The sequence below is a fragment of the Vibrio sp. 9-16B-A1 genome (genome assembly GCF_056726165.1).
This window is the reverse complement of sequence record NZ_JBSDZD010000007.1, coordinates 37,602-64,517: the sequence shown is the minus strand read 5'-3', so window position 1 is coordinate 64,517 and position 26,916 is coordinate 37,602. Positions and strand designations below refer to the sequence as shown.

24 protein-coding genes are annotated in these 26,916 nt (G+C 52.6%); 8 read left to right on the top strand and 16 right to left on the bottom strand.

Annotated elements, in window-relative coordinates:
* Positions 1-64: 64 nt before the first annotated feature.
* The 13 genes from ACVB80_RS12810 to yceD form a co-directional block, all read right to left on the bottom strand.
* Positions 65-832: a TatD family hydrolase gene (locus ACVB80_RS12810; RefSeq protein WP_481081677.1), complete on the bottom strand. Its 768-nt coding sequence runs from the start codon at positions 830-832 to the stop codon at positions 65-67.
* Positions 822-1,775: a DNA polymerase III subunit delta' gene (holB, locus tag ACVB80_RS12805; protein WP_481081676.1), complete on the bottom strand. Its 954-nt coding sequence runs from the start codon at positions 1,773-1,775 to the stop codon at positions 822-824. Before holB ends, ACVB80_RS12810 begins: the two co-directional genes overlap by 11 nt.
* Before the next feature lies 1 nt (position 1,776).
* Complete coding sequence (tmk, locus tag ACVB80_RS12800; RefSeq protein ID WP_481081675.1) at positions 1,777-2,415, bottom strand: dTMP kinase; 639 nt, start codon at positions 2,413-2,415, stop codon at positions 1,777-1,779.
* Entirely contained in the window at positions 2,412-3,428 is a 1,017-nt protein-coding gene (gene mltG, locus ACVB80_RS12795; protein ID WP_481081674.1) for an endolytic transglycosylase MltG, read from the bottom strand. The genes tmk and mltG overlap by 4 nt, the downstream gene beginning before the upstream one ends.
* Positions 3,422-4,231, bottom strand: coding sequence for an aminodeoxychorismate lyase (gene pabC, locus ACVB80_RS12790; RefSeq protein WP_481081673.1), 810 nt, complete (start codon positions 4,229-4,231; stop codon positions 3,422-3,424). Before pabC ends, mltG begins: the two co-directional genes overlap by 7 nt.
* A 71-nt stretch (positions 4,232-4,302) precedes the next feature.
* Positions 4,303-5,547, bottom strand: a complete 1,245-nt coding sequence (gene fabF, locus ACVB80_RS12785; protein WP_481081672.1) for a beta-ketoacyl-ACP synthase II — start codon at positions 5,545-5,547, stop codon at positions 4,303-4,305.
* An 88-nt stretch (positions 5,548-5,635) separates the two neighbouring features.
* Complete coding sequence (gene acpP, locus ACVB80_RS12780; RefSeq protein WP_004406112.1) at positions 5,636-5,869, bottom strand: acyl carrier protein; 234 nt, start codon at positions 5,867-5,869, stop codon at positions 5,636-5,638.
* A 166-nt stretch (positions 5,870-6,035) separates the two neighbouring features.
* Positions 6,036-6,770 (bottom strand): 3-oxoacyl-ACP reductase FabG, encoded by a 735-nt coding sequence (gene fabG, locus ACVB80_RS12775; protein WP_481081854.1) that lies wholly within the window; start codon positions 6,768-6,770, stop codon positions 6,036-6,038.
* Between the two features lie 19 nt (positions 6,771-6,789).
* Positions 6,790-7,713: an ACP S-malonyltransferase gene (gene fabD, locus ACVB80_RS12770; RefSeq protein ID WP_481081671.1), complete on the bottom strand. Its 924-nt coding sequence runs from the start codon at positions 7,711-7,713 to the stop codon at positions 6,790-6,792.
* A 75-nt stretch (positions 7,714-7,788) separates the two neighbouring features.
* A complete protein-coding gene (locus ACVB80_RS12765) occupies positions 7,789-8,769 on the bottom strand; it encodes a beta-ketoacyl-ACP synthase III (protein ID WP_481081670.1) in 981 nt (326 codons plus the stop codon).
* A 5-nt stretch (positions 8,770-8,774) separates the two neighbouring features.
* A complete protein-coding gene (plsX, locus tag ACVB80_RS12760; protein ID WP_481081669.1) occupies positions 8,775-9,800 on the bottom strand; it encodes a phosphate acyltransferase PlsX in 1,026 nt (341 codons plus the stop codon).
* A 10-nt stretch (positions 9,801-9,810) separates the two neighbouring features.
* Complete coding sequence (gene rpmF / locus ACVB80_RS12755; protein WP_481081668.1) at positions 9,811-9,981, bottom strand: 50S ribosomal protein L32; 171 nt, start codon at positions 9,979-9,981, stop codon at positions 9,811-9,813.
* Positions 9,982-10,014: 33 nt separating this feature from the next.
* Positions 10,015-10,539 (bottom strand): 23S rRNA accumulation protein YceD, encoded by a 525-nt coding sequence (gene yceD, locus ACVB80_RS12750; protein ID WP_481081667.1) that lies wholly within the window; start codon positions 10,537-10,539, stop codon positions 10,015-10,017.
* Between the two features lie 141 nt (positions 10,540-10,680).
* Between yceD and ACVB80_RS12745 the strand changes: the two genes are divergently transcribed.
* A complete protein-coding gene (locus tag ACVB80_RS12745) occupies positions 10,681-11,262 on the top strand; it encodes a Maf family protein (RefSeq protein ID WP_481081666.1) in 582 nt (193 codons plus the stop codon).
* 77 nt (positions 11,263-11,339) lie between these two features.
* On the opposite strand, the gene rluC is transcribed toward ACVB80_RS12745, so the two are convergent.
* Complete coding sequence (gene rluC, locus ACVB80_RS12740; protein ID WP_481081665.1) at positions 11,340-12,284, bottom strand: 23S rRNA pseudouridine(955/2504/2580) synthase RluC; 945 nt, start codon at positions 12,282-12,284, stop codon at positions 11,340-11,342.
* Positions 12,285-12,905: 621 nt separating this feature from the next.
* Between rluC and rne the strand changes: the two genes are divergently transcribed.
* Together rne and ACVB80_RS12730 are read left to right on the top strand one after the other, a co-directional pair.
* Entirely contained in the window at positions 12,906-16,016 is a 3,111-nt protein-coding gene (gene rne, locus ACVB80_RS12735) for a ribonuclease E (protein ID WP_481081664.1), read from the top strand.
* Positions 16,017-16,536: 520 nt separating this feature from the next.
* The gene (locus tag ACVB80_RS12730) at positions 16,537-18,096 is read left to right on the top strand and encodes a SulP family inorganic anion transporter (RefSeq protein ID WP_481081663.1); all 1,560 of its coding nucleotides are present in this window, start codon (positions 16,537-16,539) and stop codon (positions 18,094-18,096) included.
* 66 nt (positions 18,097-18,162) lie between these two features.
* On the opposite strand, the gene ACVB80_RS12725 is transcribed toward ACVB80_RS12730, so the two are convergent.
* Positions 18,163-18,615 (bottom strand): low molecular weight protein-tyrosine-phosphatase, encoded by a 453-nt coding sequence (locus ACVB80_RS12725; RefSeq protein ID WP_481081662.1) that lies wholly within the window; start codon positions 18,613-18,615, stop codon positions 18,163-18,165.
* Between the two features lie 88 nt (positions 18,616-18,703).
* On the opposite strand from ACVB80_RS12725, the gene cobO reads away from it, so the two are divergent.
* Positions 18,704-19,309 carry a cob(I)yrinic acid a,c-diamide adenosyltransferase gene (gene cobO, locus ACVB80_RS12720; protein WP_481081661.1) on the top strand — a complete coding sequence of 202 codons (606 nt, stop codon included), beginning with the start codon at positions 18,704-18,706 and terminating at the stop codon, positions 19,307-19,309.
* Here the strand turns inward: cobO and ACVB80_RS12715 are convergent.
* Positions 19,281-20,870 carry a mechanosensitive ion channel family protein gene (locus ACVB80_RS12715; protein WP_481081660.1) on the bottom strand — a complete coding sequence of 530 codons (1,590 nt, stop codon included), beginning with the start codon at positions 20,868-20,870 and terminating at the stop codon, positions 19,281-19,283. The two genes, cobO and ACVB80_RS12715, sit on opposite strands and share 29 nt — an antisense overlap.
* A gap of 187 nt (positions 20,871-21,057) precedes the next feature.
* On the opposite strand from ACVB80_RS12715, the gene ACVB80_RS12710 reads away from it, so the two are divergent.
* From ACVB80_RS12710 to ACVB80_RS12695, 4 genes are read left to right on the top strand one after another with little or no spacing between them, the layout of a single operon-like run.
* Positions 21,058-22,584 carry an AMP-binding protein gene (locus ACVB80_RS12710; protein WP_481081659.1) on the top strand — a complete coding sequence of 509 codons (1,527 nt, stop codon included), beginning with the start codon at positions 21,058-21,060 and terminating at the stop codon, positions 22,582-22,584.
* Positions 22,565-22,789 (top strand): hypothetical protein, encoded by a 225-nt coding sequence (locus ACVB80_RS12705; protein ID WP_481081658.1) that lies wholly within the window; start codon positions 22,565-22,567, stop codon positions 22,787-22,789. Before ACVB80_RS12710 ends, ACVB80_RS12705 begins: the two co-directional genes overlap by 20 nt.
* A complete protein-coding gene (locus ACVB80_RS12700; RefSeq protein ID WP_481081657.1) occupies positions 22,786-23,559 on the top strand; it encodes an LpxL/LpxP family acyltransferase in 774 nt (257 codons plus the stop codon). Before ACVB80_RS12705 ends, ACVB80_RS12700 begins: the two co-directional genes overlap by 4 nt.
* A gap of 59 nt (positions 23,560-23,618) precedes the next feature.
* The gene (locus tag ACVB80_RS12695; protein ID WP_481081656.1) at positions 23,619-26,825 is read left to right on the top strand and encodes a S41 family peptidase; all 3,207 of its coding nucleotides are present in this window, start codon (positions 23,619-23,621) and stop codon (positions 26,823-26,825) included.
* Positions 26,826-26,916: the final 91 nt, after the last annotated feature.

Sequence of the window (26,916 nt, the reverse complement as noted above, 5' to 3'; positions counted from 1 at the left end):
GAATAATTAACCAACAAATAAAAAAAGAGCGCTTTCGCACTCTTTTTTGGTTCCGGTTCACTTTTTATCGCAAAAAAAGATCGGTGAAATTTTGGGTAGTCTGAGAGGCCACTTCACCCAGGCTGACCCCTTTTAGCTGTGCAATATATTGCGCAACTTCGACCACATAAGCAGGCTGATTTTCCTTTCCGCGGTGTGGAACCGGTGCCAGATAAGGGGCGTCGGTTTCAATCAACAGCCGGTCAAGCGGCAACGCTTTAACGACCTCTTTGAGCTCGGTAGCTGCGCGGAAGGTGACGATACCCGAAACAGAAATATAGAAACCCAGCTCCATCGCCGCTTTGGCAAAGGCCAGATCTTCAGTAAAGCAGTGAATCACCCCGCGACACTTTTCAGCGCCGGCATTACGCAGGATCGCAAGCGTATCTTCGCGGGCGTTGCGGGTATGGATGATGAGTGGTTTGTTCACTTCCACCGCCATGTCAGCCTGCTGCTCAAAACAGCTGCGCTGAAGCTCTGCAGTCTCAGGCTTATAGTGGTAATCCAGACCGGTCTCACCCACTGCGACGACTTTATCTTCCTGCAGATAAGCACGCATTCGTTGCGGGTCGAACGGGCTTTCCACATCCAGCGGATGCACACCACAGGACGCGTAGACATTATCAAACGGCGCAATCATCGCCATCATCTTCGGGAACGAGTCCAGTGTTACTCCTACAGACAGCAGGCTTTCTACCTTCGCCTGACGCGCTTTCTCTACTACATCTTCAATTCCCTGATGTAAATCCTGGTAATCCAGCTTGTCCAGGTGGCAATGGGAATCAACAAACATTTCTCTTACCATGTAATTTCAGTAACCAGTCAAACACCAACAGTTCCTGGTTGAGTCCAGGAAACTGTTTCAGCTGACCAATCAGCTGATTGAGTTCAACGCACATTTTGTACGTGCTGTCATAACTGAGCAGCGCAGCAAGGCCATTGGCTGAAGATACCGCACCGAAGTGGGCTTTTTGTACCTGCAGCAGCAGATGGCTCAGCCAATACAGCCTTTCGGTAGTCTCTTCTTTCAATACGCCCCAAATGACGCCCGGATCGGCAGCCGGGGCAGTCAGAAACTGTTCCAGCTTCTGCTCCAGGGCGCGATAATCTTTCTCCGCTCCCTGCTGACAGAAGGCCAGTACGCTAAGTGGCGCACCATGGCACAGGGTCATCACCGCATCATCAACCGGTTTATCCAGCTGACCTGCCAGCCAGTTACGGGTAACATCTGCAGCTGGGGCCGCCAGGTGCCAGCTCTGACAGCGGCTGACAATAGTAGGCAGCAGCGCGGCCTTGTTAGCAGTCACCAGCAAAAACACACAGTTTGCAGCCGGCTCTTCCAGGGTTTTCAGCAACGCATTTGCCGCAGCCTCATTCATTGCTTCTGCTGGCTCAATCATCAACAGTCGCTTACCGCCCATCTGGGATGATTCCTGAGCCCAGCGATTGCACTGGCGAATCTGATCAACGGTAATGTTTTTACCAGCTTTCTCCGGGCTGACACGGTGAATATCCGGGTGAGCTCCGGTTTTGGCCAGCTCACACTGATGGCAAAATCCACACGCTTCTCCATCAGCTGAGCCACACACCAGGCTTTGGGCAAAATAGTCCACCAGGCTTTCAAGGCCCAGCCCTGCCCTGCCAGAAAGCAGCAGAGCGCCGGTCAGGCGGTCATTGGCGAGCAGCGCTTTCCACTGCCCGGCAAGGGTTGTCAGCCATGGGTATTCCGGCGTCATATCAGCAGCCCTGCTTTGCCAGCCAGTCAGACAGTGCACTGCGAATATCTGCAGAAACCTGTTCAATCGGCTGGGACGCGTCAATCACGATGGCATCAGGATCCTGAGCCGTCAGCTCAAGATAACGCGCGCGGCTGCGCTCAAAAAAGCTGATGTCCATCTTCTCGATCCGGTCCAGCTCACCACGGCCACGGGCACGTTCGAGGCCAATGCGCGGGTCAATGTCCAGATACAGGGTTAAATCCGGCTTAAACTCACCCAGTGCCAGCTCTTTCAGCGAAGCCATGGTTTTAGCCGGGATCTGACGACCACCGCCCTGGTATGCCTGAGACGACAGATCATGACGGTCACCCACGACCCAGCTTCCGGAAGCAAGCGCGGGTTTGATTACCGTCTCGACCAGTTGCACGCGTGAAGCGTACATCAGCATCAACTCAGAAATATCCTGCAGCTCTTCACCGGCATGCTCTTCTTTTACCAGCGCACGCATCTTCTCACCCAACACGGTGCCGCCCGGCTCACGGGTCTGACGGATATTGTCAATCCCGTGCTCTTTCATGACTGCGAGAATGTTGTCGATAGCACTGCTCTTGCCCGCGCCTTCGAGTCCTTCAATGACGATAAATTTTGCCTGGTTCATCGGTTACTTCTTAATACTTTGAGATATTCACGGACCGCGCGGTTATGCTCGGTCAGCGATTTGGAAAACACATGACCGCCGTGACCACTGGCTACAAAATAGAGATAGCGGCTCTCTTCGGGATTCACGGCAGCTTCAATCGACGCTTTACCCGCCATAGCGATAGGCGTAGGCGGCAACCCGCGGATTACGTAAGTGTTATATGGCGTAGGGGTACGCAGATCTTTTTTACGGATATTGCCCTGATATTTATCCCCCATCCCGTAGATCACGGTCGGGTCTGTCTGCAGGCGCATGCCGCGGTTCAGCCGGTTAACAAATACTGATGCCACCCGCTCGCGCTCGCTGTCAATCGCGGTCTCTTTTTCGATGATGGAGGCCAGGATAAGGGCTTCATAAGGATTATTCAGCGGCAGTTTTGCCTGACGCCCCTGCCACGCAGCTTCAAGCTCGGCTTTGAGCTTACGGTTAGCGCGCTTTAAGATCTCAAGCTCACTGGTACCGGCCGTATAGTGATAGGTTTCCGCCAAAAACAGGCCTTCAAGCTTCTCCTGCTCAATGCCCAGTCTGGCTGCAATTTCGGCTTCACTCAACTCTGTCGTGTCATGCGCGATATGCTCTGTCTGAGCGAACTGTTCACGCCACTCAGAAAAACGGCTGCCTTCAACAAAGGTAATCGCAAACTGATGTTCTTTACCCTGCCCCAGCCAGCTCAACGCTTCAGCCAGCGTCTTGTCAGGGCTGAGCATAAAGGTACCGGCTTTCACATTCACCAGCTCAGGGTGCAGCTTAGGTACCAGGCGAACAAATGGCGTTGGTTTTATCCAGCCCGCCTTTTCAAACTTGGCCAGTAGTCCGGCGAAGCTTGTGCCTGGCTCAACGGTGATCAGCGAGTCACTTTCCATCGTAAGCGGCTGGCTGGCGTACTGATCCACCTGATTTTTGATATATACAGCTCCGCCCAGCGCAACCAGCGCAAGCAAAGCCACCACAAATACTGCTTTCTTTAACACGAACTAATCTTCTCCTGAATCTGACGCGTTACCGGTCCAATTTGATACTCTGTTTCCCCGGCGCGGGTAACAGGAACCACTTCCATCAAAGCGTTAGTCATCCATACTTCACTCGCCGCGTACAGGCTCGCAAGCCCGGTGCTCTGCTCACGCCATGGCATGCCAAGCTCATCAAGCGCGGCCAGTACCTGACGGCGCATAACGCCATTCACACCGGCTCTGCTGAGCTCTGGTGTGAGCACTACACCATTCTGGTCCACCCAGAACAGGTTAGCAGCGCTGGCTTCTGTGACATTACCATCAAGATCCAGTACCACCGCATCCTGCCAGCCACGTTGCTCGATCTCTGCTTTGATCAGCACCTGCTCCAGCCGGTTGTTGTGTTTGTGCCCGGCAAGCAGGGGCTGATGCCCGATCCGGATGCTGCTGATGCCCAGTTCGATGCCACTGGCCTGAAACTCACGGTACGCCAGCGGGTAGTCAAAGCTGCTCACCGTCACCACCGCCTCACCGCTGCCAGAAGTGCCATAGCCACGACTGCCTGAGCCACGGCTGATATGCAGTTTCACTCCGCTGAGCGGTGCGCACTGCGCGACCTGTTCGACCTGGCTTCGCAGCAGTTCCGGGTCAGGCATTGGGATCTGAAGCGCATGCAGGCAGGCTGTCAGCCTCTCCAGATGCCGCTCCCAAAGCTGTGGGACGCCACTTCGGACCAAAATCGTAGTAAAACAGCCGTCACCGTACTGAAAGCTGCGATTTGACAGCGGGATCGACCCGCCGGCCATTCCGTTGACTAAAAACATAAAGCCCCTGAAAGTGAAAAAGCGGCTTAATGCTATGCATTAAGCCGCTTGTTTACAAGACTATGATGCCATTAAATCTTCTTAAACAGAAGCGAACCGTTGGTTCCGCCGAAGCCGAAAGAGTTACAAATTGCGTACTCCATTTCGACTTTACGTGCTTCGTGTGGCACCAGGTCGAAGCCTTCAGTGCCTTCGTCCGGGTTATCAAGGTTGATAGTCGGCGGTACAATCTGGTCTACCAGACTCATCGCGGTGATGATGGCTTCTACAGAGCCGGCAGCACCCAGCAGGTGACCGGTCATTGACTTGGTAGAAGATACCAGCGCTTTTTTAACGCCTTCTTCACCCAGAGCGCGGCGAATGCCTTTCAGCTCGGCAATATCACCAGCAGGTGTTGAAGTGCCGTGAGCGTTCACGTAACCAATCTGCTCACCGGTTACACCCGCATCACGCATTGCTGCTTCCATCGCAAGTGCACCACCTGAACCGTCTTCACTCGGAGACGTCATGTGGTAAGCATCACCGCTCATACCAAAGCCTACGAGCTCACAGTAGATTTTCGCACCGCGTGCTTTCGCGTGCTCATACTCTTCCAGAACCATCATGCCAGCGCCATCGCCCAGAACAAAACCGTCACGGTCTTTGTCCCATGGACGTGAAGCACCCTGTGGGTTCTCGTTGTTCGCAGACAGTGCTTTCGCCGCAGCAAAGCCGCCAATACCCAGAGGGGTCGACGCTTTTTCAGCACCACCGGCAACCATAGCATCTGCATCACCGTAAGCGATCATACGTGCCGCGTGACCGATGTTGTGCAGACCTGTAGTACAGGCAGTTGAGATCGCGATGTTCGGGCCACGCAGACCTTTCATGATAGACAGGTGACCTGCGATCATGTTTACGATGGTCGATGGTACGAAGAAAGGACTGATTTTACGCGGGCCTTTGGTGTACAGCGCTGTATGGCCTGCTTCGATAAGACCCAGACCGCCGATACCAGAACCGATAGCCACACCAACACGTGGGCCGTTTTCTTCGGTAATGCTCAGACCTGAGTCATCAAGGGCCTGAATACCTGCAGCGATACCGTACTGGATGAACAGGTCCATTTTACGGGCATCTTTTTTAGACATGTACTCTTCGCAGTTAAAGTCTTTAACCATACCTGCAAAACGAGTCGCGAATTCTGAAGCATCAAAGTGTTCGATATTTGAGATACCGCTTTGGCCTGCCAGCAGCGCTTTCCACGATGATTCAACTGTGTTGCCGACAGGAGACAACATCCCCATGCCAGTGACTACTACACGACGCTTGGACACGATTTATTCTCCGGAATTGAAGTGAGTATTAGAAAGGAGTTAGACAATAAAAACTCAGGCGGTCAAGATGACCGCCTGGAAGTGCAAATTACTGAGCGCTGTTCACGTAGTCAATTGCAGCTTGAACTGTAGTGATTTTCTCAGCTTCTTCATCAGGAATCTCAGTGTCGAATTCCTCTTCCAGAGCCATAACCAGCTCTACAGTGTCAAGAGAATCTGCACCCAGATCGTCAACGAAAGAAGCTTCGTTCTTAACTTCTGCTTCGTCTACACCCAGCTGTTCAACAATGATTTTCTTTACGCGTTCTTCGATGTTGCTCATTTTTCTTTTCCTTTACAGATTTCGCCTAATGCGATGTTTTCCGTAGTTTATTGAAACTTTTAAAAGTTGCAAGAGTGTCCTTGCTGGTCAAACCACAATTTGCGCGATTTTAACCGAAATTCGGTACAATTTTGACCTAAATCATGCACAAAAGATAATGCACAATTTACACCATGTACATACCGCCATTCACATGAAGTGTCTCACCTGTGATGTATGCCGCTTCTGGTGACGCAAGAAATGCAACAGCTGCTGCGATCTCGCGTGGATCTCCCAAACGACCTGCCGGTACCTGAGACAGTGTAGCAGCACGTTGCTCATCATTCAGTGCTTTTGTCATGTCGGTTTCAATGAAACCAGGAGCAACGGTGTTCACCGTTACGCCACGTGACGCCACTTCACGCGCCATCGACTTGGTAAAGCCAATCACACCAGCTTTAGCTGCCGCGTAGTTGGTCTGGCCTGCGTTACCCATAGTACCAACAACAGAACCTACGTTGATGATACGGCCACAGCGCTTCTTCATCATACCACGCAGAACCGCTTTAGACAGGCGGAAAATAGATGTCAGGTTGGTATCCATGATATCAGTCCACTCATCGTCTTTCATACGCATCAGCAGGTTATCACGGGTAATACCAGCGTTATTGATCAGAATATCCAGTGCACCGAACTCATCGTTGATGGTTTTCAGTACTGACTCGATAGAAGCAGGATCGGTCACGTTCAGCGCAAGACCTCTACCGTTCTCGCCAAGATACTCGCTGATCGCTGCTGCGCCATTTTCGCTGGTCGCAGTACCGATAACAGTCGCGCCACGCGCAACCAGGGTTTCAGCGATTGCACGGCCGATACCACGGCTTGCGCCGGTTACCAGGGCAATTTTGCCTTCCAGATTCATCATTTTTGAGTTTCCTTTATTACTTAGCAGCTTCCAGAGACGCTGCGTCATTTACTGCGGCTGCGCTAAGTGCTTTTACGATACGTTTAGTCAGACCGGTCAGAACTTTACCCGGGCCGAATTCAAGCAATTTCTCAACGCCCTGCTCGTGCATCTGGGTCACGCCTTCAGTCCAGCGAACCGGGCTGTACAGCTGACGAACCAGTGCGTCTTTGATCTTCGCCGGATCGGTTTCAGCAGCAACATCAACGTTGTTGATAACCGGTACAGACGGAGCGTTAAATTCAATCTCTTCCAGAGCCACTGCAAGCTTATCCGCAGCAGGCTTCATCAGGGCACAGTGTGAAGGAACAGACACCGGCAGAGGCAGTGCACGCTTAGCGCCCGCTTCTTTACACAGTGCACCTGCGCGCTCTACTGCGTCTTTGTTACCGGCAATAACTACCTGGCCTGGTGAGTTAAAGTTCACCGGAGAAACCACTTCGTCCTGCGCCGCTTCTTCACACGCTTTTGCGATAGCGTCATCATCAAGGCCGATGATGGCGTACATAGCGCCAACGCCTGCAGGAACCGCTTCCTGCATCAGCTGACCACGCAGCTCAACCAGTTTGATCGCCTGTTTAAAGTCGATCACACCTGCACATACCAGTGCAGAATATTCACCCAGGCTGTGACCTGCGATCATTTCAGGCTGTTCCAGGCCCAGCTCCTGCCATACACGCCAGACAGCGACAGAAGAAGCCAGCAGTGCAGGCTGAGTGCGGAAAGTCTGGTTCAGGTCTTCAGCAGGACCATTCTGTACCAGAGCCCACAGGTCATAACCCAGCGCGTCAGACGCTTCTGCGAAAGTGTTTTTTACTACTTCAAACTGCTCGCCCAGTTCGGCCAGCATGCCAACGGCTTGAGAGCCCTGGCCAGGGAATACTACAGCAAACTTGCTCATCGTTTTTTCCTTAAAGCAATGCATATAAAAGAGTCACCGCCCGGCAAAACACCCGGCGGCATTAATTTGTATGGATCAGAAGCGAACCAGCGCCGATCCCCAGGTAAATCCGCCGCCAAATGCTTCTAACAGGCAGGTATGGCCACGTTGAATACGGCCGTCACGTACTGCTTCATCCAGCGCAGTCGGAACTGTCGCTGCAGAGGTGTTTCCATGACGATCAAGGGTGATCACCACCTGATCCAGCGGCATCGCCAGCTTTTTAGCTGTCGCGGCGATAATACGCATGTTCGCCTGATGCGGAACCAGCCAGTCCAGCTCAGATTTGTCCATGCCATTCTCTTTCAGTGTCTCTTTCACCAGACGGGAAAGCTGGGTAACGGCTACTTTAAATACTTCGTTGCCCGCCATGTGCAGCCAGCTGTTGATATCTTCGCTGTGCTCAAAGCTGCCTGGCTGCTCTTCACGACGATGAGGGTGCTTAAGGCTCAGCAAATCACCAAAACGGCCATCGGCGTTAATGGTGGTAGACAGGATACCTGGCTCTTCGCTGGCACCAACAACTACCGCACCCGCTGCATCACCAAACAGGATGATGGTGGAACGGTCATTGGGATCACACGTTTTAGACAACGCGTCCGCACCAATCACCAGGATGTTTTTGCAATGACCGGTCTTGATGTACTGATCCGCCACAGACAGCGCATAAACAAAACCTGAGCATGCCGCAGCCATATCAAAAGCAGGACAGTGCTTAATGCCAAGCAGGGCCTGTACCTGACATGCCGCCGACGGGAAAGCGTGAGAACCACTGGTGGTTGCTACGAGAATCATGTCGATATCGTTTTTATCGATACCCGCCATCTCGATAGCATTCTTCGCTGCCTGGTAACCCATGTCCGCAACAGTTTCGTTATCTGCAGCGATGCGACGTTCTTTAATACCAGTGCGGGTTGTGATCCACTCGTCGCTGGTCTCTACCATTTTCTCCAGGTCTGCGTTAGAACGCACCTGAGCCGGCAGGTAGCTGCCTGTTCCTAAAATTCTGCTATACATGAAGACTAATAATGCCTCTCGAGTAAAACCGCTTCTAAACGGTCACTAATACGGTCCGGCACCTGCCGTTTGACCTCGTGAACTGCTTCGCCAATGGCGTTAACCAGAGCAGTTACATCCGCACTTCCGTGGCTTTTTATAACAATGCCGCGCAATCCTAGCAAACTTGCGCCGTTATACTGGTCGGGGTTCAGTGATTTCAGCTCATTTAGCAACCCGGAAAAGAGTTTTCGGGCCAGCCAGGCTTTAATTCCGTTACCGGTCAAAGACTTTTTGAGCTTATCTAAAAACAGGTGAGCCACCCCTTCAGTGGTTTTCAGGCACACATTGCCGGCAAATCCGTCACACACTACTACATCAGCCACATCACGCAATAACCTGTCTCCTTCGACATAACCAACATAGTTGACTTCGTCGGAATGAGTCAGCATTTCTGCGCAGCGTTTGACCAAATCGCTGCCTTTAATATCTTCTTCACCGATATTGAGCAGTGCGACCCGGGCTTCGCGGCCAAGATGCTGTTCAGCCAGAGCACTGCCCATAACTGCAAACTGGAATAAAGTATCTGCGTCACATGAGACATTCGCCCCAAGATCCAGCATCCAGGTTCTGTTACCGGATACAGTAGGCAGAGCGGAGACAAGCGCCGGACGCTCTATTCCGGGAAGCAGTTTCAGCCGAAAACGGGAAAGGGCCATCAGCGCACCGGTATTGCCACCACTGACGCACGCATCCGCTTCACCATCGGCGACTTTATCCAGAGCGAGGCGCATTGAACTGCCTGCACTGTTACGCAACGCATAAGACGGCTTTTCTGAATTCGAGATGGTACGATCACTGTGTTTAACGGTGAGTCGGGAGTTAGGAATGTACCCTGTTTGGGTAAGCTGAGATGTGATCGCGTCACGATCACCGATTAATATCACTTTTAGCTCTGGGAAATGCGACAATGCCTGCACGGCGGCAGGCACTGTTACGCGGGGACCGAAATCCCCGCCCATTGCATCAAGTGCAACGGTAATACTTTGCAAAAGGTCAACCTTACTTGTTGATAACCTTTTTGCCACGGTAGTAACCGTCAGCAGTCATGTTGTGACGCAGGTGAGTTTCACCAGAAGTTGCATCTACAGACAGTGCAGCTGAAGTCAGCGCATCGTGTGAACGGCGCATGCCACGCTTAGAACGTGTTTTACGGTTTTTTTGTACGGCCATGGACCCTACTCCTATGTTAAGTACACCTGAAGATTAACGCTTCAGGCTCTTTAAAACGTCGAACGGATTCGGTTTCTCTTCCGGCTCAATGTCAGGAAGTTCACCAAACACCAGATTATTTGAGTCAACGCTACAATCCGCTTCGTCATGCATTGCTACTTGCGGTAAGTTTAGAATGAACTCGTCTTCAACCAACTGTATAAGGTCAATTTCACCGTACTCGTTCAGATCTACCAAATCGTACTCTTCCGGTGCGTCCTCTTCACTCTTCTCACTATAGTAAGGAGTGTAAGTGAACCCAACTTCACACTGATGTGTGAATACCTCATTACAACGTTGACACTCTAACCCGACTTCGATGTTAGCTTTACCAGAGATAACTACGAGTCGTTGTTCATCTAACGCAAATGACAATGTAACTTCGGCGTCGCGTTTCACGCCATCGACTGTATCCGCTAAGCGCTTAAAAAGACTGGCCTGGATGATGCCATCGTAATCCAATCGCTTTTGAGCCGCTTTGGCCGGATCAACCGTTCGCGGTAATTTTACCTTTTGCATAGGGCGCGAATATTAACGATCAATCCCGCTTTAGTCAAAGTAAAATAGCAAAAAACTTGCGAATTTTTCTGCCACTCTGTCCTGTTACTGCCTAACTGGTTTATTCTTGGCAAACAAAGACCAAAAATACAGAGAATACCCATGCCACACCTGCCCGTTGTACTCGCCTCCACCTCGGTTTTTCGCCGCCAGCTTCTGGAGAAACTCAACCTGCCTTTTAACGTGGCCTCCCCTGACTGTGAAGAGACACCGCTGGAGGGCGAAAGCGCCCGCGAGCTGGTAGTTCGCCTGGCGGAACTGAAAGCCCGTTCCTGTCCACTGGAGCACGATGCCATTATCATCGGCTCAGACCAGGTATGTGTAATTGACGGCAACATCATCGGCAAACCACTGACTGAAGAGAAAGCCGTCGAACAGCTTCTCGCCCAGAGCGGCAAAGCCATCACCTTTTATACCGGTCTCGCACTTCACAACAGCAAAACAAACCAGGTTCATACCAGTTTAGACACCTTTACTGTCCACTTCAGGCAAATTAGCCCTGAAATGGCGCAAAACTACGTCAAACAGGAGCAACCACTATGGTGCGCAGGCAGCTTCAAAAGTGAAGGCCTCGGCATCGCCCTGTTTGAAAAGCTGGAAGGGAAAGACCCGAACAGCCTGATTGGGCTGCCACTGATTAGTCTGATTGATTTGCTGAAGAAGGAAGGGGTAGAAGTGATATAAGGTTCGCGGTACGTGGTTCTCGGTTCGCGAGCAAAGCGCCGTGAACCATTCCCGCGGACCGAGAACCGAGGACCGGGTTACGCCCCGCGTAACCCTCTAAGCACTTTTTCAAGCTTCCCTTCCATCGGAGCTGAAATATCCATCTTCTCACCACTGCCCGGGTGAACGAACTTAATGTTCGCCGCGTGCAGGAACAGACGGTCCAGACCGAACTGGCCGGTGTAAGCATCAAAGCGTGGGTCACCGTAACGGTCATCCCAGGCGATCGGGTGGCCGGTGTACTGGGTATGTACCCGGATCTGGTGGGTACGGCCTGTAATCGGGCTTGCCTGAACCAATGTCGCCTGCTCAAACTTTTCCAGTACCTTAAAGCGGGTTTCGGACGCTTTGCCTTTCGGGTTCACCCGCACAATGCTGTTGACTTCATTTTTCAGGAGCGGCGCATTAACCACTTTACAGCTGCTCTTCCACTGGCCCATCACCAGACAGAAGTAGTACTTCTGCACCGTCTTCTCACGAAACTGAGCCTGAAGATGGCGCAGTGCTGAACGCTTTTTAGCGACCAGCAGAATGCCCGACGTATCACGGTCAATACGATGAACCAGCTCCAGAAAGCGGGCGTCAGGGCGAAGCGCTCGCAGCGCTTCAATCGCACCAAACTTCAGGCCGCTGCCGCCGTGTACCGCAGTACCTGATGGCTTGTTAAGGATCAGCATGTGGTCATCTTCAAAGATGATCGCTTTTTCAAGCTGAGCCACTTTATTCAGTTTGGTACTGACCGGTGCCGGGGTTTCCTCTTCGGTCATGGTGACCGGTGGAATACGCACCAGATCGCCGGCCTTAAGCTTATACTCGGCCTTGACCCGTTTTTTGTTTACCCGCACCTCTCCCTTACGCACGATACGATAGATCATGCTCTTGGGCAGGTTTTTGAGTTGATTGCGCAGAAAGTTATCAATGCGCTGTCCGGCCATATCTTCATCGATATCGACGAACTGTACTTTGGTTCTGATCTCGTTCATGGCGCGCATTCTAACACCGAAGCGAAACGTGACCAACGTCATTTATTCAAATCTTTAAGCCTTAAAACCGTGCGGAAAAGGTCCAAAAAGTGAGATAAACAGGCCACAGAAAAAGCTGTGCATAACTGGTGGGTTCTTTTTTTGACCGCTGTGGCTAAAAAAACCTCAAAGTCCGGTTTTTCAGGCGCTGCCGCCGGACACGGCTCCGGTTTTTGACGCATTTTTCGCGACAAACCAACAAAGCAGATTGCCGTGATTTCTTTGCACTGCTATAGTTCAGTGCTGTAAACACCAAATTGGTCAGATTTTGTACTTTTTACCAATTTGTACGTGTGAGACCAGCAGTAATGAGTAGATACCCTCTCAACCAGTATGCAGCGACGGGCGTAAGACATACAGGCAGAGGCATCAAATGTCGTTCTACTCGCCTTACCCATGATGAGTTTTACCGCCAGAGAATGCGGGGCACGTCACCGAGAGTGATGTGGTTACTGAGTGTCCGCGAGCATCCCTTCCAGCCGTGAGGTTGCAAACGATAAACCACGGGATCCGACACCATGAGTAACGTTGCCAGACGACAGTTGAAAAAGACAACGAAAAAGACAACGAGATTTTTTTAAAATGAAGAGAATGTTAATCAACGCAACTCAAAAAGAAGAGTTGCGTGTCGCTTTGGTCGACGGCCAAAAACTGTTTGATTTAGATATCGAAAGTCCGGGCCACGAATCGAAAAAAGCGAACATCTACAAAGGACGTATCACCCGTGTCGAACCAAGCCTGGAAGCGGCTTTCGTGGACTACGGTGCAGAACGACACGGTTTCCTCCCGCTAAAAGAAATTGCCAAAGACTACTTCCCTGAAGGTTACACTTACCAGGGCCGCCCAAGCATCAAAGAAGTGCTGAAGGAAGGCCAGGAAGTTATCGTACAGGTTGAAAAAGAAGAACGTGGCAGCAAAGGCGCCGCTTTGACGACCTTTATTTCTCTGGCGGGCAGCTACCTGGTTCTGATGCCAAATAACCCACGTGCCGGCGGTATTTCACGCCGTATCGAAGGGGATGAGCGTACACAGCTTAAGGCTGCCCTGAGCACACTGGAACTGCCTCAGGGCATGGGCCTTATCGTGCGTACTGCAGGTGTTGGCAAGAGCGCTGAAGAACTGGAATGGGACCTGAATGTTCTGCTGAACCACTGGAGCGCAATCAAAGAAGCCTCTGATGCGAACCCGGCACCATTTTTGATCCACCAGGAAAGTAACGTTATCGTTCGTGCGATCCGTGATTACCTGCGCCGTGACATTGGCGAAATCCTGATCGACAGCAACACCATCTACGAGCGTGCGCTGCAGCACATCAAACTGGTTCGTCCTGACTTTGCCCACCGGGTAAAACTGTACAAGAACGAGCAGGATGTACCGCTGTTCAGCCACTACCAGATCGAAAGCCAGATTGACTCTGCTTTCCAGCGTGAAGTACGCCTGCCTTCTGGTGGTTCTATCGTTATCGACCCGACCGAAGCGCTGACCTCTATCGACATCAACTCTGCCCGCGCAACCAAAGGCGGTGATATCGAAGAAACCGCACTGAACACCAACCTGGAAGCGGCGGACGAGATTGCACGTCAACTGCGTCTTCGTGATCTGGGTGGTCTGGTTGTTATCGACTTTATCGATATGACTCCGGTTCGCCATCAGCGCGAAGTTGAGAACCGTCTGCGTGAAGCTGTTCGAATGGACCGCGCCCGCGTTCAGATCGGCCGTATCTCACGCTTTGGCCTGCTGGAAATGTCACGTCAGCGACTGAGTCCATCTCTGGCGGAAGCAAGCCACCATATCTGTCCGCGCTGTTCAGGTACCGGTGTTGTACGTGACAACGAATCCCTGGCGCTGTCTGTACTGCGTCAGATCGAAGAAGAAGCCCTGAAAGACAACACCAGCCAGGTTCTGGCAGTAGTGCCTGTTTCTATCGCTTCTTACCTGCTTAACGAAAAGCGCCGCTCTGTTAACCACATTGAGCGCAACCAGAAAGTTAAGCTGACCATCGTACCTAACTCAGATATGGAAACCCCTCACTTTGAAGTGATCCGTATCCGTGATGGTGAAGAGCAGGACCTGCTTTCTTACCTGCTGCCGAAGAAACTGGAAGCACTGAAAGAAGCAGAAGCAAAAGAAACCAATGACGCAGATCTTAAGCCGAAGAAATTCGAAGAGCCTGCTCTGAAAGGTTTTGCGGCTCCTGCACAGTCTGCCCCGACTCCGGCTCCAACAGCGAAGCCAGCAGCTCCTGCAGCTAAAGCGGCGCCTGAGGCAAAAACTGACGAAGCTAAACCTGGCATTGTCGGCCGCTTCTTTAAAGCGCTTGGCAGCTTCCTGTTCGGCTCTGGTGAAGAAGAGAAGAAACAGCAGGAAGAGAAGAAAACTGAGAAAGAAAGCAAAGGTAACCGCCGCGGTGACCGTCAGCGTCGTGACCGTCGTGAGCAGCGTGATAACCGCCGCCGTGGTAACCGTGATAACCGCGATAAAACTCAGCGTAACAAACGCCGTGGCGATGAGCGCACTGCTGCAGATGAAGCTCAGGTAGCAACCGAGCAGAAACGCGGCAGAGCGACAGAAGCGAAGCAAAACCGTTCTGACAAACGCCGTCAGAACCGTAAAGCGAAGCCGGAAGCCGCAGAAGCGAACACCAAACTGATGGAAGCAGGTCAGCAGCTGGCAGAAGATGCACGCAGCGAAACCACTGCACGTTCAGACAAAAAAGCAGAGCAGGTGAAAGAACGCCGTCAGCGTCGTAAGATGAACAAGCAGGTTCGTGTTAAGGACCAGCAGGCTCAGGCGAAAGCAGCGCAGACTGAAGCAGAAAACACCGAAGCGAAACAGCAGCAGGCAGAAGCCGCTCAGCCAGCTAAGCAGCAGCGTAATGATGGTGAAGAGCAGCGTCGCAGCCGCCGTTCACCACGCCACCTGCGTGCAAATGGTCAGCGTCGTCGCCGTGGTCGCGACCGTCGCCCTAACCCATTCCGCCTGCGTCGCGGTGGTGTTGCCTCTCCTGAGATGGCAATGGGTAAAGTGATGCCAAAATACGACCTGCCTAAGCCTAAGAAGCAAAAAGCAGACAAGCCGGTAGTACAGGAAGAAGCAGTTGTAATCAGCAACGTACCTGCACACGGTGGCTACGCCTTCCCTGAAATGGCGATGGGCAAAGTAATTGTCCGCCGCGAAGAAGAGAAAGCTGCACCACAGGCAGTCGCTGAAGCTCCGGCAGAAATCGTTGCAGAGGCTCCGGTAACCAAAGATGCAGTTAACGAAACCTTCGTTGAAGCAGTGGCAGAAGCTGTTGCTGACGCTGTAGTCGAAGTACCGGAAATCGTTGAAGCTGAAGCCGCTCAGGTTGTTTCACCAGAGCTGGACAAAGCCCAGGCAGAAACAGAAGCAGCACCGGCAGAAGAAGCCGCTGTGGAGCAAGCCGCTGTGAAAGAGACAGAAGCGAAAGCTGATGTTGAAACTGCTCAGCCAGAAGCTTCAGCAGAGAAAGCGCCTCAGCCACAGGCCAAACCGGCAGCCGCCGCGAAAGGTCACGCTTCTGCCGCTATGGCCAGCGCGCCAGGCAGCAACGAGCTGAAAGAGATTGAAGTTAACGCCGCGCCGTTTAAGGCAGAGCGCATGGCACCAATTGGTGCCGGCAGTCAGGCTGCACGCAGCCAGGCTGGCAGCGCGATGTCCAGCACGCTGTCATAACTCAACCTAAGCAAAATCAAGCCGCACAAATGTGCGGCTTTTTTTGTACCTGAAGCAGACAGGGCCCACCTCCCCCCTACACACCAAAACACCTCGTTCCCACGCTCTGCGTGGTAATGCAGACCTAAGCTGAAAACTGCCCCCCTGAGCACATGAACAAGCCAGGTCGTTTTCAGACTACAATTGCTATCTGTATGTACATATATGCATTCCCACGGGGGACCGTGGGAACGAGTGAAAGGGAACCTTGGGAACGAGTGAAATTCCGGTCATCCTGATACTCTCTTATGGTTCTGCTAATACTCAGGACACAATTCATTCACCGGATTAAGATTGAACTTAGTCACACTTTTCGGTAGGATGCGCGAACTTATGCCAAATTTCAGCCAGTCCGGTGGTCGCTTAACAGGACAAACCGGGAAGTATGGCGGCACTATCGATCATTGCGCGCTCTTTTTACAACTTGTTTTCAGCCAGTGAATCGACCCAAATCCATCTATTAACTTATTGACTGAGAACAATGTTCGAATTTCCACAGTTTAAAACACACTCTGTAAAAAATGACATTCTGTCAGGCCTGACCGTAGCTCTTGCTCTGGTCCCTGAAGCCGTTGCATTTGCCTTCGTTGCCGGTGTTGACCCTATGGTTGGTCTTTACGCCGCATTTATCGTTGGCCTGATCACCTCAGTATTTGGTGGCCGTCCGGGTATGATTTCCGGTGCAACCGGTGCGATGGCGGTGGTAATGACCAGCCTGGTACTGAGCCACGGTATCCAGTACCTGTTTGCCGCTGTGATGCTGGCAGGTATCCTGCAGATCGCCGCCGGTGTCTTCCGCCTGGGTAAGTTCATCCGTATGGTGCCGCACCCGGTAATGATCGGCTTTGTAAACGGCCTGGCTATCGTTATCTTCCTGGCCCAGCTTGGTCAGTTTAAAGCCCCGGACCTGACCGGTGCCCTGACATGGCTGCCAGCTGACCAGATGGCTCTGATGCTGGGTCTGGTTCTGCTGACTATGGCGATTATCCACTTCCTGCCGAAGTTCACTACCGCAGTACCTTCTTCTCTGGTAGCTATCCTGACAGTTACCCTGCTGGTACAGGGTCTGGACCTGGACACCCGCACTGTGGTTGACTTCCTGCGCACCATGTCAGGTGATGACAACGCGACCCTGGCAGGTACCCTGCCGACGTTCGCTCTGCCTGACGTTTCGTTCTCGCTCGATACCCTTCAGGTCATCCTGCCTTACGCCATCATTCTGGCGGCAATCGGCCTGATCGAATCCCTGCTGACCCTGACTGTTGTCGATGAAATGACCAATACCCGCGGTCAGTCAAACCGTGAGTGTGTTGGCCAGGGTATGGCGAACATCACCTGTTCGGTATTTGGTGCTATGGGTGGTTGTGCGATGATCGGTCAGTCAATGATCAACGTAAACTCTGGTGGCCGTGGTCGTCTTTCTGGCATTGTTGCCGCAGTCATGCTGCTGGTATTCATCCTGTTCACTTCAAACCTGATTGAAATGATCCCGCTGGCAGCACTGGTTGGTGTGATGTTCATGGTCGTTATCGGTACCTTTGAGTGGGCAACCTTCAAACTGGCGCGCCGCGTACCAAAACAGGACTTCTTCGTTATCGTACTGGTAACTGTGGTTACTGTACTGACCGACCTTGCCGTAGCGGTAATGGTAGGTGTGATCGCCTCTGCGCTGATGTTTGCCTGGGAACACGCCAAGCACATCTACGCCAGCAGCTTCGTTAATCAGGAAGGTTCAAAAGAGTACCACATCAATGGCCCGGTGTTCTTCGGCTCTGCTGCTAACTTCCTTGAGCTGTTTGACGCGAAAAACGATCCGCAGGACGTTATCGTGGATTTCGCCAAATCACGCGTTGCTGACCACTCTGCAATCGAAGCGATTGAAACCCTGGCCGAGCGCTACGCTGCTGTGGGCAAAACCCTGCACCTGCGCCACCTGAGTCAGGACTGTCGCGCGCTGCTGCACAAAGCAGGCAGCCTGGTGGAAATCAACCTCAAAGAAGACCCAAGCTACAAAGTGGCCACCGACATTCTGGCTGGCTAAGCTTGCTCAATAAAAGAAAAACCGGCGCTTTTCAGTGCCGGTTTTTTTGTACCCATATCATAACTGTCAGCTCAGTGACTCAATAATCCCGTCTGACGCCTCTTCAATCAGGTCCAGCACCGTCTCAAAGCCGTTCAGTCCACCGTAGTACGGATCCGGGATCTCATCACACAAGGACTGACCAAAGCTCAAAAACAGCGCCAGTTTATGCGCTAAATGTTGCGGACAGATCGCTTCAAGATCGGCGAGGTTTTGTCTATCGGCAGCCAGGATCAGGTCAAAGTCATCAAAATCAGGCTGCCTCACCTGTCGGGCACGCATCCCCCTGAAGGAGTATCCCCGCTTCTGACCAGCAGCCATTGTGCGCGGATCCGGCGATTCCCCAACGTGATAACCGCCGGTACCGGCGGAGTCAACCCTGATTGGCTGACCTGCCTCGGTCACTTTGTGTCTCAGCACCGCCTCAGCGGTCGGCGAGCGGCAAATATTGCCAAGACATACGATAAGAACGCTTTTCACCTTAAATCCTTATGGTTTTTCGTATTAAGTGATTACGCTATGATAGTCACAAAAGGCCACAGCCACAAAACAACAGGAAAATCAGCCGATGTCAGCGGAACAGAACAAAGATTCACGTCATAAAGCGCGCCAGCAAAAAGTCAAACAGCAGGTTGATGAACGCATCGCCAGTGCTCAGGAAATCAAAGGCCTGCTGCTGGTGATCACCGGTAACGGCAAAGGCAAGTCGACCTCTGGTTTTGGCACCATTTGTCGCGCTGTGGGCCATGGTAAGAAATGCGCTGTCGCTCAGTTTATTAAAGGCACCTGGGACAATGGAGAGCGCAACCTGCTGGAAAAGCTTGGCGTCGAGTTTCAGGTCATGGCGACCGGCTTTACCTGGGAAACCCAGAATAAGCAGGCAGATACCGACGCTGCCCAGGGTGTGTGGCAGGAGTGTATGCGCATGCTTACCGATGAGAGTCTGGATGTACTGCTTTTTGACGAACTGACTTACATGGTGAGCTACAGTTACATTGAACTTAATGAAGTGCTCGAAGCACTGCAAAACCGTCCCAAAATGCAGTCGGTAATCATTACTGGCCGCGGCGCACACCGCCAGCTCACTGAACTGGCGGATACGGTATCAGAAGTGCGCAACGTTAAGCACGCCTTTGAAAACGGGGTTAAAGCGCTTCAGGGTGTGGACTGGTAACTGGTTTGTCCCTGCCCTGCTGCACGGACTCCGCCAAAATCCACTCACGGCGGTAAGGCGATACAAGCCGTACGCCCTGATGCTCCAGCAACTGTTGCAGTGACGTCAGAACCGCCTCCTGAGTCGCCAGAAACTTCTCCCTGTCGGTGGTCTTCACATACGCCTCAATCTCCAGCTCAACCACGGCCCCATTTAGCGTAGCCAGGTATGCCCGGCAGGGTTCATCGTACAGACGGCTGTCTTCCGCCAGCCAGTGCCTGACCCTGACCAGCAGGTTATCGAGCTCTTCGTGTTGCAGACTCCCGGGCAGCGGCAAACGAAATTTCAGCTGATACTTATCCCGGCGGCTGAAATTTACCACCTCCATTTTCACCAGGTCACCATTGGCAATGATGATCTGGGTGCGGTCTTTGGCCCGGATCCGGGTTGAACGCACCCCGATCACCTCAATCGTGCCTGAATGCTTACCCACGGCGCAAAAGTCGCCTACCTGAACCGTTTTATCCAGGTAAAGGATCACCCCACCTATCAGGTTCTCCATCGTCGGCCGGATCGCCAGGGCAATCGCCATACCACCCAGGCTCAGGCCGGTAACAATACCGTAGACAGGTACGCCAAGGCGTGACAGACCGTAACCGGTGACCAGGGTTGCGGCCACCACCCCGATCAGCGTACCCACAATGCGCACAATACTGTATTTAAGCTGCTGATTAACACCATACGAAAACAGTGAAACCAGACGCGTCCCGGCCTGATAGGCCATTAACGCAATCAGCGGCCAGCTGATGATTTCAGCAGCAAAGCGGATGCCATACATAACCGCGCCACTGAGATTGAGCTGGTAATCCAGCAGATAGACGTAGCCCTGAATCAGCCCCACCAGCAGAACAGGCAACCAGAAGTTCATACCCAGCTTTCTGACAAAGCCGGAGACAACGGCCACCAGCAGCGCCGAAAACACCGCCGCCCCCAGCCACTGCCACAGAGCCTGCTCACCATAGAGTTTGTGAAAAGGTGCCGGTAAATCACTGACCCAGGCCAGCCAGCCTGGTGCCAGCAAACGCCCTGCGGTTTTGGTGTATTGCTTATAGAAGTCCTGCTCAAGCCCGCGCCTGGAAGGAAGATCACTCACGGCTGCGTAGTCCTGTCTCAGGCGCTCCACAGTTTGAGGATCGAATCGGTACCTTCCGTCACCGTCTCTCGCTATTACCAGTTGGGTGTGGGGAACCTGCCAGCGCTCTGGTTTCCCGCCAGGAAACGCATCAGAGGGGATTTCGGGAATACGCTCAAGAATCTCACTGAGCAGCAGTACTGATTCCACCGCCACCCGGCTGCGGCTGGCTTTGGCTACCTGACTCATATCCAGGCAGAGCGCAGCTTTATCCATCAACTGACTCAACAATTCTTCATCAGCTGCCGGAGTTAAGAGCTGGTTTCCGGCACTCTCCGCCAACGACTGGAAACTGGCCAGCGTACGTTCCGGAGAACTGAGATCCGGAGGGGAAAGAGGAAAGTCCGCGCTGGCAGCGGCAACGTTCAGAGTCCATATAATACTTACCAAAAGCAGAATCTTGCTTATTATCCTCATTTCCCTGACCTCTCCGTGACATATGCAACAGAGTGTAGCTCTCAAAATTCTTCCTGCACAAGGTGTTATGGATAATAGTGTTTGTCAGTGCACGGTTTATTTATGTCACTTATGTCTGACATTCTCATACAAAACCGTGATATTCCCGTAAAGTGATATTTTGTACAGTGTTCATTACTATTGGCTAAACTATTTCCTGAACATGTCGGTCACAACACAAAAGATCTGGCGCAACTTCGCCACTCTGGACACCCCGGCCCTCTGGGTCGGAAACCAAAGCTACAGCTACCGTGAGCTGGGGGAAGATGCCATAAAGCTGCTTAGCGGTCTTGGTAATACTCACCAGAAACCTATAGCGGTTATGGCCCATCGCCACGTTTCAAGTTACCGGGCTTTACTGGCCTGCCTGTTCAGCGGCAACATTTTTATGCCCCTCAATCCCAGGCAGCCAACTGAACGCAGCGCTCAAATCCTGAGATCATCCGGATGCACCACCCTTGTCGCCAGCAAGCTGGACTGTAAAAGCGTTCAGTCACTGCAAGCCGCGGTTCCGGAGTTAACCGTTATCTGGCAGGAGTCACTGCTGGACGCTGAACCTGCTAATACATTCCGAATGGAGCACGTCAGCGGTGACTACGCTTATCTGATGCATACTTCCGGTACGACCGGCACACCAAAAGGTATCGGGATAACCCACTCTAACCTGGACGCCTATGTGAGCGAACTGAGCCATCAGTATGACCTGAATGCCTCGGACCGCTTCAGCCAGCATTCCGACCTGACTTTTGATCTATCAGTACACGACTGGGCTCTGAGCTGGAGTCTGGGCGCAACGCTTTACGTGATCCCGCCGATACAAAAAAGCTGCCCGGCAGACTTTCTGAGACGCTACCAGATAACCACTATGCTGGCAGTACCTGCCGTGATCCCTCTTTCAGATCAGGCAGGCAAAATCAGCGAAGAATCTCTGCCGTCACTGAGGCTGAGCTTCTTTTGTGGCCAGACCCTGAGTGTTGACCACGCAAACTGCTGGGCCCGCGCAACCGGGCAAAGAGTCGTAAACCTGTATGGCCCGACTGAAGCAACCATCGCCATCAGTGCGTTTGAATGGCGCCCCGGCCTTAAAGGCCCGCATGTACCCATCGGTAAGATTTTCTCCGCCCAGCAGGCCTGTATCGGCGCGGATGAAGAACTGCTGCTGGCAGGCAGCCAGGTAATCAAACACTACTGGCAAAACCCGGAAGCAGACAGCAAGGCATTCTGTGACCAAAACGGCCAGCGATGGTACCGGAGCGGAGACAAAGTCGCGCACAGTGAACCGGGGCTGATGCACCTTGGCAGACTGGATCATCAGGTGAAAATTCAGGGTCACAGAATTGAGCCCGGAGAACTGGAATCTGTCACCCGCAGTATTGGTCTGGAGTCGGCCGCCGTTCCCTGGCCACTGGATGAAAGCGGAAATGCTCTTGGCATCGCACTGTGTATTACGGGACTCAGTGACGAAGTCCGTCAGCTGAGCCAGGTCAGAGAGGCCCTGGCAAACCACCTGCCGGACTATATGCAGCCAGGAAAAATTCTGGGAATCGACAGTCTGCCGCTCAACGCCAACGGCAAAACAGACATTAAAGCACTGCAAAACTATATCGAACAACAAACAGAGGTAACCCATGCTGCACAACCATGTTAACCAATACCTGAGCGAGAACAATTACCAGCTTCAGGCTGAAAGCCCTGTCTTTACTGAAATGGACTCGATGCACTTTGTCGGACTTATAGCTCACCTGAGCAACCTGGGTATCAACGCAGATCTGAGCCTGTTTGACCTGGATCTGGACGCAACCCTGGCTGATTTTATCGCCTGGCTTGGCCAGTTCGTAAAGGCGGAAGCATGACTCCTGAAAAAGGCGTGCGCTGGCTGAGCAATATTCCTTTTTTTCTGCATTCTCCTCTGGCCAGGTTAACTGCGCGTATCATCCATTACACCCGCAACAAAGTAGCTTACAAAGGTATGGCTAAAGCCGGTCTGTGCGAGTCCGGCTACCGCTCTCTGAGTCTTAAGTCTGGTTACAACCAGGCTTTTGGCCTGCTGAGCGGCCTGCACCCGGAACGCCTGAACTTCCACGCAGAAGGGACCGAAGCACTGAATCAGCACCATGGCGGCATCATACTTACCCTGCACCTGGGTATCGCAGATGCCGGAACCTGGTATCTTAATCAGCAGGGTATCAATGCCCGTACCATTGTTGGTGCCGGTAAAGACGGTCAGAATGAAGAGAGCCAGTGGGTAGCTGCTATGCTGGACCATATCCGGTGTCCTTATATCACCCGTAAACAGGGATTTATGGTCGAAGCCATTAAAGCCATCCAGCGTGGTGAGTGGCTGGTGTTTCACTGTGATATGAACTCACCTGGTGAGTCAGAGAGCTTTTTCGGTCATCAGACCCAAATCCCCGCTTTTGGTCTGCATCTGGCCAAAATGACCAATACGCCGGTTTATTTCCAGTTTGGCTGGCAGGAGGGGCGTGAGCACAATCTGCGCTATCAGCGGTTCAACACAGATATCGACATCAAACATCAGGTCTCCCAACTGACCCGGGAAATGGAAAACGCGATTCGCATTCACCCACAGCACTGGATATGGCACTATAATCGCTGGAAATAGTTTCCAAACAACAAGATAAGACAAATATATACAACGTCACTGCTATACAAGGAGTTACTATGCGCAAAACGCTGCTCTCACTGCTGCTGGTGCCCGCACTGGCCTGCGCCGAGCCGTTATGGCTGAGAAATGCCGCTCTCTCACCGGACGGGCAGCAGCTCGCGTTTACTTACCAGGGACGGATTTATCTGAGCGATCCCCAGGGTAACAACGCTGTGCCGCTTACCGACGGCAGCTTCTTCCCGCATAAGCTAATCTGGTCACCTGACAACCAGACCCTGGCCTTTGCCGCCAACATCTACGGCAGTGACGATGTCTTCACCCTCTCTCTTGAAAACGGCAAACTCGGACGCATTACCGCACACGCAGGTGCCGATACTCCGGCAGGTTTCAGTGCAGATGGCAGCCAGCTCTATTTCTCTGCTACCCGGGTTACCGCCCATGAACAGGACTTCTACAGTGTCGCACCATACAGTTATGGTCAGCCTGGTAACCAGCTCTACCGCTTTGATTTTGAAAGTGGTGAGGCAAAAGTGGCATTTACCCTCCCGGTACGCAACCTGAGCTGGAGCGATACGGGTCTCCTGTATAACAGTCCGCACAAAGATCAGGTCTACCGCAAGCACCAGCGCTCTTTTGCGGTGCCGAATATCTGGTTCTTTGACCCTGAAAGCGGAGAACACCGTCAACTGACAGAAAATCGTGTGGCGGCACAAAATCCTCACTGGTTCGGGGATGGTTTTTTCTATCTCAGTGAACGCAGCGGCAGTTTTAACGTCTGGTACAGAGACAAGCAGGGCGAGAACCAGCTCACTCATTTCACCGATCTTCCGGTACGCGACCTGAGTGTGGCTGAAAATGGCACCCTGGCTTTCTCATTTGATGGTGAACTCTATACCCTAAAACCAGGAGACGAAAAACCGGTCAAAGTAGTGATGAAACTGCGCCATTTTGCGCCGGAGAAGAGTCAGCGCTTCACCACCAGCCAGGCTGATCAGTTAGCCATAAAAAATCAGGATGAAGCGCTGCTGACCAGTTTTGGCGATATCTACGCGCTCGGTGGCAGGGACTTTAGCTCGCGAAATCTGACCAACACCGCGTCAGAAGAGAAAGATGCGATTTATACCCATGACGGTACTGCCGTTGTTTACGCGGCACTGCGTGACAACAGGTGGGGGCTGTATCAGACCCGTTCAGTTGTTGAGGATGAACCTCTCTCTGCAGCTCCGGTTGTTGAAGAAACTCCGCTGCTGCTTGTGCCTGACCACGACGTCTCTTTGCCTGCACTGTCTCCCGACGGAAAATACCTCACCTTTGTCGTCGACGGCCGGGCGTTGCACATTGTCGAAACTGAAGAGCTCGGCAGCGGCAAGCCAGACTGGAAACTGAGTGAAGATGCCGGCCTGCTGGAAATTATCGGCGTAAACCAGAAACTGGGCAAACCTCTGCTCCCGGCAGAAAACTTCAGTGACGCCGGCAGCGTACTCTACAGCTGGTCACCCGACTCTGAGCAGATAGCGATACGCACCAACCCGGGCCCTTACCATACTGAAATCGTGGTCAGCGACCTGAAGGGAAACCAGTCTGTCGTCTCACAAAGCGGTTTCAGTAAAGGCAGCCCGAAATGGAGCAGTGACAACCGGATCCTGATGTGGGAAACCAGCCGTTTCGGTCTTAAAACCGCAGATGGCAGCGACTGGAGTACCACTATTGTCGGTGTTTTTACCAGCGCAGAGGCCCAACGTGACTTTGACGATGGCGCAGAGCTGCCTGAAGAAGGTGTAAAATCCTATCCGTTCGAAGAAGAGGGCAGCGAATATCGTCAGGCTTTCAGCCTGCCGGTTTCCGGATTAATCCAGGACTACCATTTGAGCGGAGATCTGCTCTTCGTCATCGCTGAAGACAACACTCCTTCCGGCGACCAGAGCAGCGAAATCTATCAGTACAACATCCACGACCAGGAATCTCAGAGCCTGTACCGGAACATAGCCCCCGCTGAGCTGATCTCATTTCAGCAAGAGCACGCCAGGGTTACCGTTCTTGCCGGAGGTGAACTGCACCACTTCAGCCTGAATGATGACTACAGCGAACAAAATGGCGTCGCCCTCGATGTGACCTACGCTGATAAGCAGCGCCGGGAAGCCATGTACCAGCAGCTGACAAAGCAGGTTGCGCAGCACTTTTACGACCCGAAAATGAACGGCGCAGACTGGCAGGCACTGACCCAGCGCTACGCACGCTCTCTGCCGCAAATCAACAACAATGCTGACTTTGCAATCCTTCTCAGGGAACTGCTGGGCGAACTGAATGTTTCTCACACCGGCGCTTACGGTTATGACCAGTTTGGGATGCGTTATGAACAGAGCGCTTCTCTGGGCCTTGTGTTTGCGGCAAACCAGAAAGGTAATGATGACGCCTCGCTCAGCGTGGTTGAACTTCTGCCTGGCGGCGCGGCTCAGGGGCTGGATATTCAGCCTGGCGACCTGCTTCAGAAGATCAATGATCAGGATGTCAGCTCGCTGCTGCAACTGAACCTGGCGTTAACAGAACAGGCCGAGAAAGAAACCGAACTGACCTTTGAACGCGGGGGAGAGCCTCATTATGTGCGAATCACTCCGGGTTACAGCGAGGAAGACGACGCCCTGATGCAAAAACGCTGGGCTATCGCCAGACGCAATTATGTGAGTGAGAAAACCAATGGAGAGGTGGGCTACGTCTATCTGCCGGAAATGAGCAACGATGCCTTTATCCATCTGCGATCAGAAGCACTTGGCCGCTTCCGCAACGCTAAAGTACTGCTTGTTGATGTGCGTTTTAACGGCGGAGGCTTCCTGGCTGACACACTGATCGATTTTCTTACAGCCCAGGCCGCGGCCAATGTTGTACCGAAAGCCGGCCAGCCACAGGCTGACGCCGCCGGGCGCCGCTGGCTGAAGCCGTCGTTGCTGCTGACCAATGCCTCAGCCTACTCAGAAGGATCTGCATTTGGTCAGTACTACCGTGACCTTGGTGTCGGGCCGGTAATTGGCGAACCGGTTCCAGGCACAGGCACTGCTGTTATGGATATCACCAGCAAGATTTATCCGGATGTCAGCTTCCGCTTCCCGTTCCTGCCGCTGAAAGACAAAAATGGCAACTACTACGAGAATCTGGAACTGATCCCGGACGTTGAGGTATTCAATACTCCGGAACAGGTTGAAGCCGGTATTGACCATCAGCTGGATACCGCAATCGAACAGGCTCTCGCACTGACAGCGGCAAAGTAAGATAACAAAACAAGCTAAGTAAAATAACGGTAAAAATCCTGACCAGCCTCTCCCGCTGGTCAGGATTTTTGTTTAGTTTGGTGAACGAAAA